This window comes from Ferrimonas futtsuensis DSM 18154 (assembly GCF_000422645.1).
Classification (GTDB): Bacteria; Pseudomonadota; Gammaproteobacteria; order Enterobacterales; family Shewanellaceae; genus Ferrimonas; species Ferrimonas futtsuensis.
This window is the reverse complement of the sequence record NZ_AUGL01000021.1, coordinates 1-16635: the sequence shown is the minus strand read 5'-3', so window position 1 is coordinate 16635 and position 16635 is coordinate 1. Positions and strand designations below refer to the sequence as shown.

The window sequence follows — 16635 nt, the reverse complement described above, 5'->3', positions numbered from 1 at the left end:
GGCTACCCTCCTGCAATGACGCTGAACAGATCGATGGTATCCCCCTGATTCAGGGACGTTTGGGGCCACTGGCCCCTGGGCACTATGGCGCCGTTGAGTGCCAGCGCCAGGGCGTCGCCCTGTTGCTCCAGCTCCTCAAGCAACTGAGACAGGGTGTTACTGGCCACCTGCCGTGGCTCGCCATTAATGGTCAGGTGCATGATGGTCTCCACACTGGGAACAATCCGGGTTGGGAGCCAGGGTAAACCGGCTCCATTCGAAGGTGTGGCCGTCGAAGCGATGGACTTTGTTGCCATCAAGCTCTTCACCGAGCAACCACTTGAGCGCCAGGGCCGCCTGAAGGCTGCCGATGGCGGACACCACAGGCGGCGCCACACCGGCCTCACGGCAACCTTGAGGGGCCACTGGCTGCTCCTGCGGGCAGAAGCAGGCAAAACAGGGCCCGTCGGGCAGCACCGACTGCAGTTGTCCCTGCCAGCCAATGGCCGCGCCACTGATCAGCGCGGTGCGATGGCCAACACAGGCAGCATTGATCAGATGGCGGCTTGCCAGGTTGTCGGTACAGTCGAGCACCAGATCCACCTCAGCAAGCAGGGTGTCGAGCAACCGCTCGTCGGCCATCTGGGCAAGCGCCTCCACCCGGATGCCCGGGTTGAGATCCAGTGCCCAGCGCCGCGCCAGTTGCACCTTGGGCTGACCGACGTCCGCGGCGCGGTAAATCCACTGTCGGTGCAGGTTACTCAGTGACAGATCATCGCCGTCCACCAGCAGCAGGCGGCCAATGCCGCTGCCTGCCAGGTTGGCCAAGGCTGGCACCCCCAGCCCCCCGAGACCGATGATCGCCACACTCTTTTGACCCAGCTGGCTCTGGCCGCTCTCCCCCCACCCCGGCATCAGCATCTGGCGGCCGTACCGAAGAAATTCGCGGTCACGCAACATAGCTGGCCTCCCTGGCACGATGCCCGGACTCGTAGGCAGACCACAGCTGCTCCAGGGAGCGGGTCAGGTCCGCAGCCTGGGTCACAGCCCGGACCACGGCGATGCTGCCGACACCGGTTTCAGCCACCTGGGGAGCACGTTGATGGTCGATGCCGCCAATGGCGACCGTAGGCCAGCGGCCGGCCAGCAACCTGTGGTAGCGCGCCAGTCTCTCAAGCCCCTGAGGCCGGGAGGGCATCGCCTTGGTGGTGGTTGGGAAGATGTGCCCCAGGGCGATGTAGCTGGGGTGCAGGGCCGCCGCCCGCATGATCTCGAAATATCCATGGGTGGACAGTCCCAGGCGCAGGCCCGCATCGGCGATGGCAGCCAGATCTGCCGCCAGCATGTCCTCCTGACCAAAATGAACCCCATAGGCACCATGCTTCACCGCCAGTTGCCAGTAATCGTTGATGAACAACCTGGCACCACAGCGACGCCCCATGAGCGCGGCCTTGGCCACCATTGGTTCTGCCTGCTCCCGGGAGAGACCCTTTATCCTCAGCTGCAGGGTCCTGACGCCCTGAGCCAGCAACCTCTCCAGCCACTCCAGGGAATCCACCACGGGGTAGAGCCCCAGTTCCCGGGTATCACAGGGTGCAAAGGGGACGATTGACTCACCATAGGGACCGTCGAAGCCGAAGGCCTGCTCCATGGCACTGCCCGGCAGCGGCACCGACGGAAAGGCGTCAAAGCGCTCGGGCCAGCCGGTTCTGGCCAGGGGACCGGGACCCCGACCCAGTTGCTGGCTCTGCTCCAAGCCGGAGTGCAGATAGGCCCGGGTCAGCACCAGGGCGTCCTCCATCTCATAATCCTGGGCCAGGAAGGCAGCCAGGGCAGAGGAGAGGGTGCAGCCACTGCCGTGGGTGTTGGAGGTGCGGATGCGGGGGCCATCCAGCAGGAAATGCTGCTGGTCACTCAGATAGAGATCGACGCAGCGACCGTCAAACTGATCGAAGTGGCCTCCCTTGGCCAGCACCGCCCTGGCACCTCGCGCCAACAGCGTTCGCGACGCCTTGGCCACATCAGAGGCGGCTGCGATGGTGTGGCCAGTCAGGGCAGCCAGTTCATCTCCATTGGGGGTCACCAGCGCCGCCAGCGGCAGCAAGGGATCGAACCTGGGTTCGGCGCCATCACAGCCCGAGAGGCGGTCGCCCGAGGACGCCACCAGCACCGGGTCCAGAATCACCGGCACGCTTATCTGTCTCTCCTTCAGCCACTGGGCCAGAAGCCGAATCTGCGCGTCATCCACCAGCAGGCCCACCTTGATCGCCCTCGGCGGCAGATCCCGCCACAGGGCATCGAGCTGGGCGCGAAACACCGAGTCACTGACCCGCTCCACCGCGGTAACCTCCACCGAACTCTGGGCGGTCACGCTGGTGACCACCGAGCAGCCGTGACAACCGAGGTCGGCGAAAGTGTAAAGGTCCGCTTGCAGGCCCGCGCCACCGCCGGAATCTGAGCCGGCGATGGTCCAGACAATGGGCTGACTCATCAGCGGCTCTCCCCTTCCACGGCGTGATACAGCGCCCCGCCCTGGTCGCGAAACGCCCTGGACTGAGCGGCCATCCCCGCCTCGATGCTTCTCTGCACCTCAACCACCTGGGTATCCCCCTCAACCGATTCGGGGTGGGCGGCGGCGTAGTCACGCACCTCCTGGGTGATCTTCATGGAGCAGAACTTGGGGCCGCACATGGAACAGAAGTGGGCCACCTTGGCGGACTCCTGGGGCAATGACGCATCGTGATAGGCCCGGGCGGTCTCCGGGTCCAGGGAGAGATTGAACTGATCTTCCCAGCGAAACTCGAAGCGTGCCAGCGACAGGGCGTTGTCGCGGATCTGCGCACCCGGATGGCCCTTGGCAATGTCGGCGGCATGGGCGGCAATTTTGTAGGCGATCAGCCCCTGCTTCACATCCTCCTTATCCGGCAGCCCCAGGTGCTCCTTGGGAGTGACGTAACACAGCATGGCGCAGCCATACCAGCCGATCATCGCCGCACCGATGCCGGAGGTGAAGTGATCGTAGCCCGGTGCAATGTCGGTGATTTGGGGGCCCAGGGTGTAGAACGGCGCTTCGAAACACGCTTCCAGCTGCTTGTCCATGTTCACCTTCACCAGGTGCATGGGCACATGCCCCGGGCCTTCGATGATGGTCTGGACGTCGTGTTTCCAGGCCACCTTGGTCAGCTCACCCAACGTCTCGAGCTCGGCAAACTGGGCCCGATCGTTGGCGTCGGCGATGGAGCCGGGACGCATGCCGTCGCCGAGAGAGAGCGCCACATCGTAACGGGCACAGATGGCACAGATCTCGTCGAAATGGGTGTAGAGGAAGCTCTCCTTGTGGTGAGCCAGGCACCACTTGGCCATGATGGAGCCACCCCGGCTGACGATGCCGGTGACCCGCTCTGCGGTCATCGGCACATAGCGCAGCAGCACCCCGGCATGGATGGTGAAGTAATCCACCCCCTGCTCTGCCTGTTCAATCAGGGTGTCGCGGAAGATGGGCCAACTCAGGTCCTCGGCAATGCCGTTCACCTTCTCCAGGGCCTGGTAGATGGGGACGGTGCCTATGGGCACCGGACTGTTGCGGATGATCCACTCGCGGGTTTCGTGGATGTGGCGACCGGTGGACAGATCCATCACGGTATCTGCCCCCCACCGGCAACTCCACACCAGCTTCTCCACCTCCTCTTCGATGGAGGAGCTCACCGAGGAGTTGCCGATGTTGGCGTTCACCTTCACCAGGAAGTTGCGGCCGATGATCATCGGTTCCGCTTCCGGGTGGTTGATGTTGGCAGGGATGATGGCCCGTCCTGCGGCCACTTCACTGCGAACAAACTCGGGGGTAATGGCCTCAGGCAGGTTGGCACCAAAGCTTTGACCTGGATGGGCTCGGGTCAGGACCGCATCGCGGATTCGCTCCCGCCCCAGATTCTCCCGGATGGCCACATACTCCATCTCAGGGGTGATGATCCCCTGGCGGGCATAGTGCAACTGGGACACATTTTTCCCCTGGTGGGCACGACGAGGCCTGGGCAGGTGCTCGAACCGCAGGTGATCAAACCCCTCATCGGCCAGTCGCTGCTGGGTGTAATCGGAACTGGCGCCCGCCAGCTCCTCGGTGTCCGCACGCTCCAGGATCCATTGGCGGCGCAGAGGCGTCAGTCCCTTGCGCACATCCAGTTCTGACTCGGGATCGCTGTAGGCGCCGGCGGTGTCATACACGGGAATGGCATCATTATCCCGGGTGATGGGGTGGTCACGATCACCGCCGATCACCGACGGCGTCAGGTGGATCTGGCGCATGCCGACGCGAATATCGTCACGGCTGCCGCCGAGGTAGAGCTTCTCTGAATTGGGAAAGGGGTGGCCCTTGAGGGCGTCAAGGTAGGCCTGAGCCTGTTCTCTGTTGTGGCGTCTGGTCGACATCAGCAATCTCCGTTTGGATAAAGGGGAAATTGCTTGTCGGACGGGTTCCTGAAAATAAGGCAGCCTGAGCGGGGCGATCCAGGATCACTTGTAAGGCGGATCACGCCCTTCAGGCTGTTGCTTGTTTTCCTACGCAGGTTCTAACCTGTTCAGGTTCCACGGATTCCGCAGTGCGGTCTCAGCCCGAAGGCACTCCGACAAGACCGGGCCAGTATAGGTAGGAAAATTACAGGAAACAAGGGCAGGTTTTGATGACACCGACACAGCAACCGGAGCGCCCTGGTAGGCAAAGGTACTGAAACGCAACACGCTCCATACTTGAGTGTCCGGCGGCAAAGCCTTATCCTGTGCGCCCCGCAGTACGGAGTGACATCACATTGAATCCTCTTCTAGAACGCGAAGTTTTCCTGTTTGATCTGGACAACACCCTCTACCACCCTGATGCCGGAATCCTGGACCAGGTGGGCGCACGAATGAAGCATTATGTGGCCGATAAACTGGCCTTGAGCCCCGAACAGGCCAATGAGTTGTGTTTTGGCTACTACCACAGATACGGCGGCACCCTTCGCGGGCTTCAGCAACACCATCCAGAAGTGGACATCGATGATTTCAGCGTCTATGCCCATGATGTCGACACCAGCAAGCTGACTCGCCAGGATGAGCTGGCCAAGCTACTGCTTGATTTGCCACAAAAATGTTACATTTTTACCAATGCCGCCCGTCCCTACGCTGAGCGCTTGCTGAACAAGATGGGGCTGGATGGCTGCTTCGATGGCATGTTCTCCGTGGAAGAGACCGACTTTAAGATGAAACCAGACCCCTTCGCCTATGAAAGGATCTGCAAAAAGTATGGATTTAGTGGCGAACAGGCGGTGATGTTCGACGATCAGCCGGCGAACCTGGATACCGCCAGAAGCATGGGAATACGCACTGTGTTGGTCAACCGCCCCGACGTCAAAGAGCACAACGCCTGCTATGCGACCTCCTCTCTGCCCCATTTCATCCGCAAGCTGAACCAGTATCGGCAGCAATAACGGCCTCGGGCGCCGTGGATAAACTAAGAACGCACTTGAAATATCCGCCAAGCCCAACATAACATTGTATTAACATGCCAATTGAGCATGACTGCCGAGGCGCCCAGGGGAAGGGGGCCTTTCAAGGACCTGGAGCCCTGGTTGAATCGGGCAGATTCTGCGACACCTCAACTGCCAGGGTGCAAACAACAACACCCCACAGGTTCAACGGCTGGGCCAGCCCCTCTTCATGGATAAAGGATGTAATAGTGAAGGGACGTTCTATTCTCGAACAGGCATTTCTGCGCCAATTTGGACTCGATCCATCCCAGTGTTTCCTGTCGCCCCTGCAGTTGAACCTCATGGGAGAGGTGTGTGCGCTGTCGACGGGCATGATGCTCTGCTGCGCAGAGGACAGGTACAGTGGCATCGCAGTGGGATCCCGGGGCGACAATCACATCCGCATCAAGGTGTGCGACCACCGTGGTAACCCCCTGTCCTCCTCCCACCCCGTTGAGGTGCAACGATTGCTGGAGGGCGTGGTGGCCGCTCTGAAGCGCCGGGGATACCGACTGGGCGGACTGCATCTGCTGTGTACGCTTCCCGAGTCCAGCCACCCAATCCAGGCCACAGACGCCGCCATCATGGCCCTGGCCCATGCCCTGAACACCTACCTGGACCTGGGCCTGTCAGTCTCAGGTGTGGTCAAACTGTGCGATCAAGCCTATCCACCATGTCGGGGAGAAGCGGATGGAGGTGCACAAGTCGCTGCCCTGGCGGCCACCCGGGATCATCTCTCCCTGGTGGATTACAGCCGATTCAGCTGGCAGGGGGTGCCTCTGCCCAGCACACTGTCACTGTTCAGGGTGGAACTGGGCATCAACAGTGAACAGTTTGCCGGCCTGAGACAGAAGAAGCGTCAACAGGCCAGGCAGGTTGCCAATTTCTTTTCACTCTCCACGCTGCGCGACCTCACCATGGAGCAGCTGAACCGGGCACGTGGCCTCCTGACCGGAGATCTGTTTGGCTGTGCCCGTCACCTGCTCAGCGAGCAGCAAAGGGCACTCAATCTTGCCGACGCTCTGGTGGACGGACGCCTCCATGAAATTGGCCCCCTGATGCAGAGTGCCCACCTGTCTCTGAAACGGGAGTTTGGCATTGAATCGCGACCGGCGGATCTCATGGTTGGCAGCCTCAACAACCTGGTCAAAGAGGAGGGAGGCGCCAGGCTTCTTAGCTCAGGTGAGGTTATCGCGTTGATTCCAAAGGCCAGAAAAACTTCAATCGTAGAGCAAGTCACACAAGAATATGCCCAACGATTCGGGGTTTATGCTACCTTCTTCAACATCAATGCCGTATCAGGAGCACATAGTGTCCGTTAAGATCACCCCCCTCTCCTCCTGGGAACACTACCGCGTTGGCGAACTCCCCAGGTTTCAGGTGGAAAATGACCACCTGAGACTGGAAGTGCTTGCCCTTGGAGGCATCGTCCGACGGCTGGAGCTCAAGCGCCCCAACGGTGAATGGCAAAACCTGGTTCTGGGCTGCGACAGCGCCGGCGACTACCTGTCCCAAAAAGCCTGCCTGGGCTCGGTGGTGGGCCGCTGGGCCAACCGCATCGCCAACGCCCGCTGCCTGGTGGATGGCTATGAGCTGGAGCTGGATGCCAACCTCTATCCGCATCACCTGCACGGCGGTTTGGCGGGCTTCCATCACAAGGTATTTCAACTGACCCCGGTCGAAGATGGACTCAAGCTCAGTTTGTGGAGTGCCCACGGGGAAGCCGGCTTCCCCGGCAACCTGCACCTGGACGTTTATTACCGACTCAAGGGCTCGAGCTGGGTAGTCGAGATGAGCGCCGAAGTGGACAAAGCCTGCCCGGTCAATCTGACCCAGCACAGTTACTTCAATCTGGGCTGCCATCTCACCAGCTACCACCTTCAGAGCGATGCCCCCTACATCGTCATGACCGATAAAGACGGCATCCCGGTCACCCTGGAAGAAACCGGCAAACACCCCCTGTGCCTGACCAAAGCGCGCACCATTGGCGAAATGATGGACCAGCCTCTGGAAGCCCTGCGTCAAGTTGGCGGCATCGACCACTGTTACCTGTGGCCCGACGACGATGGTGCCGTCAAGACCCGTTGTGTGCTGAGAGCCGAAAAGACCGGCATTCAGCTGACCATCAACAGTGATCAGCCCGGCATGCAGATCTACACCGGCAACCATCTGGGCGGCACCCCCGCCTACGACGGCAAGTGCTACAAACACCACCAGGGTATCGCCCTGGAACCCGGCCTCTGGCCCGACGCCCCCAACCAGCCCGGCCACACCAAGGGCATTCTCCACCCCGGCGAAACCTACCATCACGTGACCGAGTTCGCCTTCGACAATCTCTGAGTCGGACGCGAGTTTCCCAGGACATTGGGGGAACACAGCTTCACCAACAAGACCTAAGCCCGCTACGCAGCGGGCTTTTTTTGGATCACTTTTTAATTCTTGTACAAAACTTGCCTTCTTGTACAACACGCGCCTAAGCTGAATTCAAGGTTGTACAAGGAGACATAGTATGTACAAGTTTGACCAGCACACCATACAGATCGGCATCAGTGCCTGCCTCATCGGCCAACAGGTTCGCTTCGATGGCGGCCACAAGCAGAGTCGCTTCTGTGTGGATGACCTTGGGCAATACGTCAGCTTCCGCCCCATCTGTCCCGAAGTGGCCATCGGCATGGGCGTGCCCCGCCCCACCATTCGCCTGGTGCAGGAGGAGATCATCCGGGTCAAGGCGTCGGACGACAGCTTCGATGTTACCGACAAGCTCACCCAATTCGCCGAAGAGACCTCTCCCGCGCTTGCCGGCCTCAGCGGCTACGTGTTCTGCGCCAAGTCTCCCACCTGTGGCATGGAAAGGGTCAGCGTCTATCTGCCGGAAAAAAACAACGCCTCTCGCGATGGCGTCGGCGTCTTTGCCGCCCGGGTGATGAAAGACCACCCCAACCTGCCCGTCGAAGAGAGCGGACGCCTGAACGATCCCAACCTGAGGGAGAACTTTGTCACCCGGATATTTGCCTATCACGACTGGAAAACCAAGTGCGCACAGGGGCTGACACCGAATGCCTTATACACCTTCCACGGACGCTATAAGTACCTGCTGATGGCTCACAACCCGGAGATCTACCGCTCCCTGGGTCAGGCACTGGGCCAGATAGAAAAGATCACCCCGGAATTTGTGGCTTACTACGAAACCGAGCTGATGGCGGCCCTGAAACGCCACGCCAGCCGCAAGAACCACACCAACGTGCTGCAGCACATCCAGGGTTACTTCAAAAAGCAGCTCGGTAGCACCGAGCGACAGGCCCTGGCAGAGAGCATCGATAAATACCGCACCGGGCTGCTGCCACTGCTGGCGCCGATCACTCTGCTGCGCCACTACCTGACCATCTACCCCAACGACTACATCGCTAATCAGGTGTACCTGAACCCGCACCCAGAAGAGATGCAACTGCGTTATGAGCACTGACACCACCCCTCGCTACCCCATCGGCGATGTTGCCGCCATCACCGGCGTCAATCCGGTTACCCTGCGCGCCTGGCAGCGTCGATTCGGACTGCTGAAACCCGGCCGCACCCCCAAGGGCCATCGCCTCTACAGCGAGGCGGACATTGACCGGGTTCGCCAAATCCTCTCCTGGCTCGACAAAGGCGTGGCCATCAGCCAGGTGCGTTCGTTGCTGGAAGATCCCAGTACCCCCACCCCGGACGATCCCTGGCTGGTCCATCAGGCAACGCTGACCCAGGCGGCTGTGGATATGAACGGAGACAAGCTGTTCCGCGAACTGGATCAGCTGACCGCCCTCTATACCTTCGAGCGGACACTGTGCAAGGCGTTGCGTCCCTGGCTGGACACCCTTGAGGCGCGATCCGGCGAGCGGGCCGACGGCCGGTTATTGCTCAACTGGACCCAGCATCAGCTGCAACTCTACCTGCAGGGCCACTGCAGCAGAGGCCAATCTCAGCTATCCGGTGACCCCGCCCTGCTGATGTTGCTCAGAACTGCCCCCGTTGAAGCTGCCATCACTGCGCTCTCTCTGACCCAACAGGGAGAGAAGTTCTCACAGCTGCCCACAGAGGACCTGGATGGCTGCCAGCTGCGTTCGCCACGCACATGGCTCCTGTGCCTGCCGGCGAAGCTGCGCAGCGACGAGCGGCAACAACTCGCCCGTCTGCAGGCTCGGGGAATCCCCCTGACTGTGGTGGGCCCCTTTGCGGCGCTCTACCACGACGATCCCCTGTTTCAGGAGAGCCGTCATGACTGAACTTATCTGGTTTCGAAAGGATCTGCGCATCGAAGATCACCCCGCGCTGACCGCGGCCTGTGCCGGTAGCAAGGCCCCGCTGGCACTGTTTATCAGTACGCCCGCTCAGTGGCAGGAACACAACATGGCGCCGATCCAGGTTGACCTGATGGAGCGGGCGGTCAACGCCCTGGCACAGCAACTGGCGCAGCTCGGCATCACGCTGCACCACCTGGCCCTGTCACGATTTGATGATGTCCCTCAGGCTCTGACGCAGTTTTGCCAGGATCATGACATCGACCAGATCCACGCCAGCGCCGAGCCCGAGCTCAACGAACAAAGGCGGGATCAGCGGGTGATTGACTCCGGCCTTGCCCTCTGTCTGCACCCCGGTCACTGCATAATGCCCCCGGGCTCGGTGGTCAAAGAGGACGGCTCCTGGTACCGGGTATTTACCCCATTTCGCCGTGCCTGGATGGCCCGGCTGCGAGGACAGGATCTGTCACCGTTGCCACCGCCCACAGGATGGCCGGCGGTAGCAACACCGGCCACAATCGAGTTTGACGCCGCCAAGGAGAGCAGCACTCTGTGGCCAGTGGCGCCCGGGACCCCGCAACGGGTACTGAACCGGTTCATCACCGAGCGAATCAACGCCTACCACCTCTACCGGGACCGGCCAGACAGGGAGGCCACCAGCGCCCTCTCCCCCTATCTCTCTCTGGGCATGATCTCTGCCAACAGCTGTTTGCATGCCGTGCTCAGCCAGGCTCCGGAAGCGATACAGGAGCAACCCGGAGGCCCCTTTACCTGGGTCAATGAACTGGCGTGGCGGGATTTTTACCGCCACCTGCTCGTCGCCTGGCCTAAACTCAGTAAAGGCGAGAATTTCAATGCGTTGGCAGACAAAGTGCATTGGGAAAACAACGACCTTGCCTTCGAGGCATGGTGCCAGGGGCGAACCGGCTTTCCCCTGGTGGATGCCGCCATGAAACAACTGACCCAGACAGGGTGGATGCACAACAGGCTAAGGATGGTCACGGCGAGTTTTCTCACCAAGAATCTTCTTATCGACTGGCGACGGGGCGAGCGCTGGTTCAGTCAACACCTGGTGGACGGTGATCTTGCGGCCAACAACGGCGGTTGGCAGTGGAGTGCCAGCACAGGGTGCGACGCCCAACCCTATTTCCGCATCTTCAACCCGGTCAGTCAGAGCAAAAAATTCGATCCGGATGGCGCCTTTATCCGTAGGTATCTACCTGAACTGAGTGACTTATCAGGCAAAGAGATCCATTTGCCGCCGGCCTCGGTCCGGCCCCGGGACTACCCGGCCCCCATAGTCGACCTGTCAGACAGCCGACGCCGGGCCTTGGAGCGCTTTGCCGTAATGAAGAGAGAGGACAGTTGATGATCAGCCCAGCCCCCACCCCAGCCCAGGAACACACCGCCACTGAACTGGTGGCGCGTTTTGTGGCCCTCTATGAGGAGTTGGACCACCGCCAACTGCACCGGTTGGGGGAGCTGTATCACCCGCAGGCCCGCTTCATCGACCCATTGCACACAGTCGACGGTCTGGACAACCTGACCCGCTATTTCGAGGGCCTGTACCGGAACCTGAAACAGTGTCGCATCACCATCCACGACCAACTCGTCACCGACACCGCGGCGGCGCTCTACTGGACGATGGAGATAGAGCACTCCAGGCTCAACGGCGGACAGAGGGTGGTGCTGGATGGCCACAGCCACCTGAAGTTCGGCACCCTAGTCCATTACCACAGAGACTACTTCGACGCCGGTCAGATGCTCTATGAACAGCTGCCCCTGCTCGGCACCCTGGTCAAAGCGGTGAAAAGGAAGGCGGCGTCATGAAAATACTCATCACCGGGGCCACCTCCGGCATAGGCAAACAGCTGGCCATGGATTACGTTGCCGCAGGACACAGGGTCATCGGCTGCGGCCGTAACCAGCAAGCCCTGGCGGAGCTGGCATCCATGGGCATCGAGTCTCTGGGGTTTGACGCGGGTGACTACGAACAGGTGCTGGCCTCTCTGGGCAACCTGGAGGATCTCGATCTGGCGATCCTCAACGCCGGCACCTGCGAATACGTCAATCATCCCCGCCAGTTTGATGGAAAGATGTTGGAGAGGGTAATGCAAACCAACGTCATCGGCGTGGGCTACTGTCTGGAGGCGCTGCTGCCCAGGATGGAGAGAGGCAGCCGGGTAGCGCTGATGGGCAGCATCGCCAGTGCACTGCCTTTGCCACGGGCCGAAGCCTACGGCGCCTCCAAGGCCGCCATCGAGTACCTGGCGAAAACCCTGGCCCTGGATCTGCGTCCACACGGCATTGGGGTAAGCCTGATCCGCCCCGGCTTTGTCCGTACGCCTCTCACCGACAAGAACGACTTTGCCATGCCCATGCGGGTAGAGGTTTCCGAAGCCAGCCGGATCATTCGTCGAGAGTTGGCCAAAGGGGTCGAGGAGATCCATTTTCCTAAAGGGTTCACCCGACTACTCAAGCTTCTGGGCAGTCTGCCAGACAGAGCCTGGCAGCAGATCGCACTCAAGGGACTGAAACGATGAACAAACGCATCGCCATCATCGGCAGCGGGATCTCAGGGCTGACCTGTGCCCACCTGCTGTCCAGAAACAACAGCATCACCCTGTTCGAAGCGGGTGACACCCTGGGGGGCCACACCGCCACCATCGATGTGGAGATGAGCGGGCGCACCTGGGCCATAGACACCGGCTTCATCGTCTTCAATGACCGCACCTACCCCAACTTCAAGCGGCTGATGGCACAACTGAAAGTGCGCAGTCACCCTACGGAGATGAGTTTCAGCGTCCACAACCCATCCACGGGCCTGGAATACAACGGCCATAACCTGGACACCCTGTTCGCCCAGAGAAAGAACCTGTTGAGCATACAGTTTCTGAGCTTTCTCAATGAGGTACTTAAGTTCAACAAACTGTGCAAACAGCATCTGGATAAAGGGTTGATCGGCGCCGACCACACCCTGGGCGACTTCCTGCACATTCACAGGTTCAGCGACTATTTCGCCCGGCATTACATTCTGCCCATGGGGGCGGCCATCTGGTCGTCCAGCATTCAGGGGATGCAGGCGTTTCCCCTGCTGTTCTTCGTGCGCTTTTTCAATCATCACGGTCTGCTCAACATCAGCAACCGTCCCCAGTGGTTCGTGATCAGCGGCGGCTCCCGTGAATACATTGCCCCCATGGTGCGGGGCATTGAAGATCGCATTCGACTGAACACGCCGGTCAAGGCGGTGCGCCGACTGGACAACAAGGTGCACCTGGAACTGGATAACGGAACCAAGGAGAGCTTCGATGAAGTGGTCCTGGCCTGCCACAGCGATCAGGCCCTGGCGATGCTCACCGACGCCACCGATCAGGAAAAACGGGTGCTCGGCGCCATCCCCTACAAAAACAACCAGGTGATCCTGCACAACGACACCAGCCTGCTGCCGGACAACCGCCGCGCCTGGGCGTCCTGGAACTACCGCCTGGACAGAGACCCCACCCTTCCGGCGCGGGTCACCTACAACATGAACATACTGCAGGGCCTGCCGGAGAGCGCACCGACCTTCTGTGTCACCCTGAACCAGGGCGACGACATCGATCCGAGCAAGGTGATTCGCACCTTCAACTACGCCCATCCGGTGTTCAACAAGGAGAGCCTGGCCGCCTGTCAGCGCCGAGACACCATCTGCGGTCACAATCACACCCACTTTGCCGGAGCATACTGGCACAACGGCTTCCACGAAGATGGCGTGCGCAGTGCCCTTGAGGTGTGCAGCCGCTTTGGAGCCACCCTGTGATCGGCGGCTGTGGTTACTACCTGGGGTCGGTACGACATCGTCGCTTCACCCCCAAGGCGCACCGGTTCTCCTACCGGATGTACAGCCTGGCCCTGGATATGGACCATCTGGATGAGCTCGACTGCGGTCCCTGGCTGGGTCACAACCGCGCGGCCCTGCTGAGCATTCGGGACGGCGATTACCTGGAGGGCAAGGGCTTTAACCGGGGGACCGTCTGGCGCAAAGTGGCCAGCCTCGGCGGCGAGGGGGAGCAGGGGCCGGTGCTGTTCGTCGGTCAGGGTCGATGCCTGGGGCTGTACTTCAGTCCGGTGAACTTCTACTACTGCTTCCGCCCGGACCGCTCTCTGGCCTATCTGCTGGCTGAAGTCAGCAACACCCCTTGGAATCAGCGTCACTACTACCTGGTGCCTGCCGATGGCGCCCGCGTGACCGACAAGGCGTTCCATGTCTCCCCCTTTATGCCAATGGCAATGCGCTACCACTGGAGGTTGGACACGCCGAATGAACGTCTGAAGCTGCACATGGAGAACCACAGCGACCACAAGGCGTTCGATGTCACCCTGGCGATGACCCACAAGCCCATCAACAACGCCACTGCCCGTGGCTTGGTGATCGCCATGCCCATGATGACCCTGAAAATTCTGTTTTCCATCTATTGGCAAGCACTGAAGCTGGTTGTCAAACGTATTCCTTTTATCCCCCACCCGGGGCAAGACACGGAGAAGCACCATGGATAACACTCTGACACGCCCTGCCCCGGCCTGGTTGGATACCCTGGCCAAACGCACCCTGTTCTCCCTTCTGCCCGGCCTCACAGGGGGCACCCTGGTGATTCAGGATGGAGAGCAGCACAGGTTCGGCGACGCCGGTCCCCTGTCCGCCGAGATCCGCATCCATCACCCCAGAGCATACCGCCGCATCCTGATGGGCGGCTCCATCGGTGCCGGGGAGGCCTTCATCCAGGGAGACTGGAGCACGCCGGATCTGGTCCCTGTGGTGCAGCTGATGTCTAAGAACCTGGCCGTACTGCAACAACTGGAAAAAAAGCTGGCCTGGGTAGGACGCATCACCGATCTGTGGCGCCACAGGCGCAACCGAAACAGCAAAGGCGGCTCCAAACGCAACATCGTCGCCCACTACGATCTGGGCAACGATCTCTACGAATTGTTTCTGGACAAGCAGTTGGTCTACTCCAGCGCCATCTTCCCCGAGGCCAACGCCACCCTGGAAGAGGCGCAGAATCACAAGCTGGAGCTCATCTGCCAACGGCTGGAACTGAAGCAGGGAGAAACCCTACTGGAGATCGGTACCGGCTGGGGCGCACTGGCCATCCACGCCGCCAAACATTACGGCGTACGGGTAACCACCACCACCATCTCTGAGGAGCAGCACGCCTACGCCGCCCGCCGCATCGCCGAGGAGGGATTATCTGACCGAATCACCCTGCTCAAACAGGATTATCGGGATCTGACCGGCCACTACGACAAACTGGTGTCCATCGAGATGATTGAAGCCGTCGGCCATGAGTACATGCGCACCTTCTTTCGCACCTGTCGCGACCGCCTCAAGCCGGACGGGCGCATGCTGATCCAGGGGATCACCATCGCCGACCAGCGCTATGACGCCTATCGGCGAGGCGTCGACTTCATCCAGAAGTACATCTTTCCGGGAGGCTGCCTGCCCTCGGTGGAGCGACTGGCCCACCACGTGGCGCGCGATACCGACATGATGATCACCGCCCTCCATGACATCGGCATTGACTATGGTCGCACCCTCGCCCACTGGACCAAGCGATTCAACCAGTCTCTGCCCCAGGTGCGGCAGCAGGGTTACGGCGAAGACTTTATCCGCATGTGGCAGTTCTATCTGGGCTACTGCGAAGGCGCCTTCTACGAGCGGGTGATCAGCACGGTGCACGTGGTGGCAGACAAACCCGGCTACCGCCCCTAGCACAACAACGTTGGGCCCGAAAAACAGAAAAGCGCCGCAATTGCGGCGCTTTTCTTAAACGGCTTGTCCGGTAGCAGCTGGGTTGCCCTGCTCGGGTTACCAATTCCAGTGGAGAGAGACTGCACGCCAATCCATGGCATGTAGAACAAAATCGGTTTGACTAAAATCGGATTGCGGTGGCTCGCTAGAGTCCGTACTCCCGCTCGACTCTGGCAATGCGCACTTTGAATGACTCATACCATTTTTCCCGGCCAACTCTCTGGGCTTGCAGATGTTCGACATTTGCCTTCCAGCTTTTTATTGATTCAATATCAGACCAATACGACACCGTTATGCCGACATCTTCTCTCGCCGACTCCATGCCTAAGAAGCCATGCTGTTGCTCCGCCAACGCGACCATTCTTTTTGCCATGTCACCGTAGCCGTGATCGCCCTCGGTTCGAATCGAGGTAAAGATAACGGCGTAGTAGGGTGGGTTCGGTGTGTCTGACAGATGGGCCATAACTCTCCTTGGCATATGGTGCTTCACTCAGCGGGAACGCTTTGACTGGCTATGATTCGCGAGGCAGGAGCGCGGACTAAAGGTGATCCTGACCCGATAAAGTGGACACGGGTTTGTTATGCCGCCAGTTTCTCAAACTGCTGTGGACTTTGGTAGCCCAAGCTCGAGTGTAATCGACGGCGGTTATAGAACTGATCAATGTAGTTAGCCAGTTCGTCTCGTAATTTCCAATGACCTCGGAACCGTGCTCCCTGGAACATTTCGCCTTTCAATGTATGGAAAAATGACTCCACCTCGGCGTTATCAGTACAGCAACCAGCTCGGTTCAAGCTGTGTCTGATTCCATGGCGCTTGTAGTAACCTTGTAGATTTTCATTCAGGTACTCAATACCTCGGTCAGAATGGAACAGCAGGCCCTCTTTCGGGCGCCGCGTGCGTAGCGCTTTCACCAAGGCACCTTCGGTCAATTTTGACGTCCGGTTATCGCTGAATGACCAACCAACAACCTTTCTGGAGTACAGGTCGATAATCACTGCCGGGTAGTACCATTTCCGTCCGTGCTTTAAGTAGGTAACGTCGCCGGACCATTGCTGATTAACAGCAGTTGGGGCGTCACTATTCAGCCTCAGGTTT

General features: G+C 60.0%; 17 protein-coding genes and 1 riboswitch. Of the genes, 11 read left to right on the top strand and 6 right to left on the bottom strand.

From position 1 onward, the window contains the following. Nucleotides 1-2: 2 nt before the first annotated feature. The 4 genes from thiS to thiC are packed head-to-tail and all read right to left on the bottom strand — an operon-like array spanning nucleotide 3 to nucleotide 4404. Entirely contained in the window at nucleotides 3-200 is a 198-nt protein-coding gene (thiS, locus tag G505_RS0113855) for a sulfur carrier protein ThiS (protein WP_028110103.1), read from the bottom strand. Then, nucleotides 184-939 carry a HesA/MoeB/ThiF family protein gene (locus G505_RS0113850; protein WP_028110102.1) on the bottom strand — a complete coding sequence of 252 codons (756 nt, stop codon included), beginning with the start codon at nucleotides 937-939 and terminating at the stop codon, nucleotides 184-186. The genes thiS and G505_RS0113850 overlap by 17 nt, the downstream gene beginning before the upstream one ends. Beyond that, nucleotides 929-2470 (bottom strand): thiamine phosphate synthase, encoded by a 1542-nt coding sequence (thiE, locus tag G505_RS0113845; protein ID WP_051216233.1) that lies wholly within the window; start codon nucleotides 2468-2470, stop codon nucleotides 929-931. Before thiE ends, G505_RS0113850 begins: the two co-directional genes overlap by 11 nt. Next, nucleotides 2470-4404, bottom strand: a complete 1935-nt coding sequence (gene thiC / locus G505_RS0113840; protein ID WP_028110100.1) for a phosphomethylpyrimidine synthase ThiC — start codon at nucleotides 4402-4404, stop codon at nucleotides 2470-2472. The genes thiE and thiC overlap by 1 nt, the downstream gene beginning before the upstream one ends. A 108-nt stretch (nucleotides 4405-4512) precedes the next feature. After that, a riboswitch (TPP riboswitch) is annotated at nucleotides 4513-4611 on the bottom strand. A gap of 170 nt (nucleotides 4612-4781) precedes the next feature. Here thiC and G505_RS0113835 point away from each other — a divergent pair. The 11 genes from G505_RS0113835 (at nucleotide 4782) to G505_RS0113785 (ending at nucleotide 15500) form a co-directional block, all read left to right on the top strand. After that, nucleotides 4782-5438: a pyrimidine 5'-nucleotidase gene (locus tag G505_RS0113835; RefSeq protein ID WP_028110099.1), complete on the top strand. Its 657-nt coding sequence runs from the start codon at nucleotides 4782-4784 to the stop codon at nucleotides 5436-5438. 248 nt (nucleotides 5439-5686) lie between these two features. Beyond that, nucleotides 5687-6799: a galactokinase gene (locus G505_RS0113830; RefSeq protein ID WP_028110098.1), complete on the top strand. Its 1113-nt coding sequence runs from the start codon at nucleotides 5687-5689 to the stop codon at nucleotides 6797-6799. Next, nucleotides 6789-7817, top strand: coding sequence for an aldose epimerase family protein (locus G505_RS0113825; protein ID WP_051216231.1), 1029 nt, complete (start codon nucleotides 6789-6791; stop codon nucleotides 7815-7817). The genes G505_RS0113830 and G505_RS0113825 overlap by 11 nt, the downstream gene beginning before the upstream one ends. A gap of 169 nt (nucleotides 7818-7986) precedes the next feature. Beyond that, nucleotides 7987-8940, top strand: coding sequence for a YbgA family protein (locus tag G505_RS0113820; protein WP_028110096.1), 954 nt, complete (start codon nucleotides 7987-7989; stop codon nucleotides 8938-8940). Beyond that, nucleotides 8930-9736 carry a MerR family transcriptional regulator gene (locus tag G505_RS22500; protein ID WP_051216229.1) on the top strand — a complete coding sequence of 269 codons (807 nt, stop codon included), beginning with the start codon at nucleotides 8930-8932 and terminating at the stop codon, nucleotides 9734-9736. Before G505_RS0113820 ends, G505_RS22500 begins: the two co-directional genes overlap by 11 nt. Continuing rightward, on the top strand, nucleotides 9729-11120 hold the full coding sequence (gene phrB / locus G505_RS0113810) for a deoxyribodipyrimidine photo-lyase (protein ID WP_051216227.1): 1392 nt from the start codon (nucleotides 9729-9731) through the stop codon (nucleotides 11118-11120). The genes G505_RS22500 and phrB overlap by 8 nt, the downstream gene beginning before the upstream one ends. After that, nucleotides 11120-11581 carry a nuclear transport factor 2 family protein gene (locus tag G505_RS0113805; protein ID WP_051216225.1) on the top strand — a complete coding sequence of 154 codons (462 nt, stop codon included), beginning with the start codon at nucleotides 11120-11122 and terminating at the stop codon, nucleotides 11579-11581. Before phrB ends, G505_RS0113805 begins: the two co-directional genes overlap by 1 nt. Continuing rightward, nucleotides 11578-12294: an SDR family NAD(P)-dependent oxidoreductase gene (locus G505_RS0113800; RefSeq protein ID WP_028110093.1), complete on the top strand. Its 717-nt coding sequence runs from the start codon at nucleotides 11578-11580 to the stop codon at nucleotides 12292-12294. Before G505_RS0113805 ends, G505_RS0113800 begins: the two co-directional genes overlap by 4 nt. Further along, the gene (locus tag G505_RS0113795; RefSeq protein ID WP_028110092.1) at nucleotides 12291-13550 is read left to right on the top strand and encodes an NAD(P)/FAD-dependent oxidoreductase; all 1260 of its coding nucleotides are present in this window, start codon (nucleotides 12291-12293) and stop codon (nucleotides 13548-13550) included. The genes G505_RS0113800 and G505_RS0113795 overlap by 4 nt, the downstream gene beginning before the upstream one ends. Continuing rightward, entirely contained in the window at nucleotides 13547-14287 is a 741-nt protein-coding gene (locus G505_RS0113790) for a DUF1365 domain-containing protein (protein WP_028110091.1), read from the top strand. Before G505_RS0113795 ends, G505_RS0113790 begins: the two co-directional genes overlap by 4 nt. After that, the gene (locus G505_RS0113785) at nucleotides 14280-15500 is read left to right on the top strand and encodes an SAM-dependent methyltransferase (RefSeq protein ID WP_028110090.1); all 1221 of its coding nucleotides are present in this window, start codon (nucleotides 14280-14282) and stop codon (nucleotides 15498-15500) included. The genes G505_RS0113790 and G505_RS0113785 overlap by 8 nt, the downstream gene beginning before the upstream one ends. A gap of 184 nt (nucleotides 15501-15684) precedes the next feature. On the opposite strand, the gene G505_RS0113780 is transcribed toward G505_RS0113785, so the two are convergent. Continuing rightward, complete coding sequence (locus G505_RS0113780; protein WP_028110089.1) at nucleotides 15685-16002, bottom strand: antibiotic biosynthesis monooxygenase family protein; 318 nt, start codon at nucleotides 16000-16002, stop codon at nucleotides 15685-15687. A 116-nt stretch (nucleotides 16003-16118) separates the two neighbouring features. Next, nucleotides 16119-16635 (bottom strand): IS3 family transposase (locus G505_RS0113775; RefSeq protein WP_028110088.1); only part of this gene is annotated, 517 nt, incomplete at its 5' end.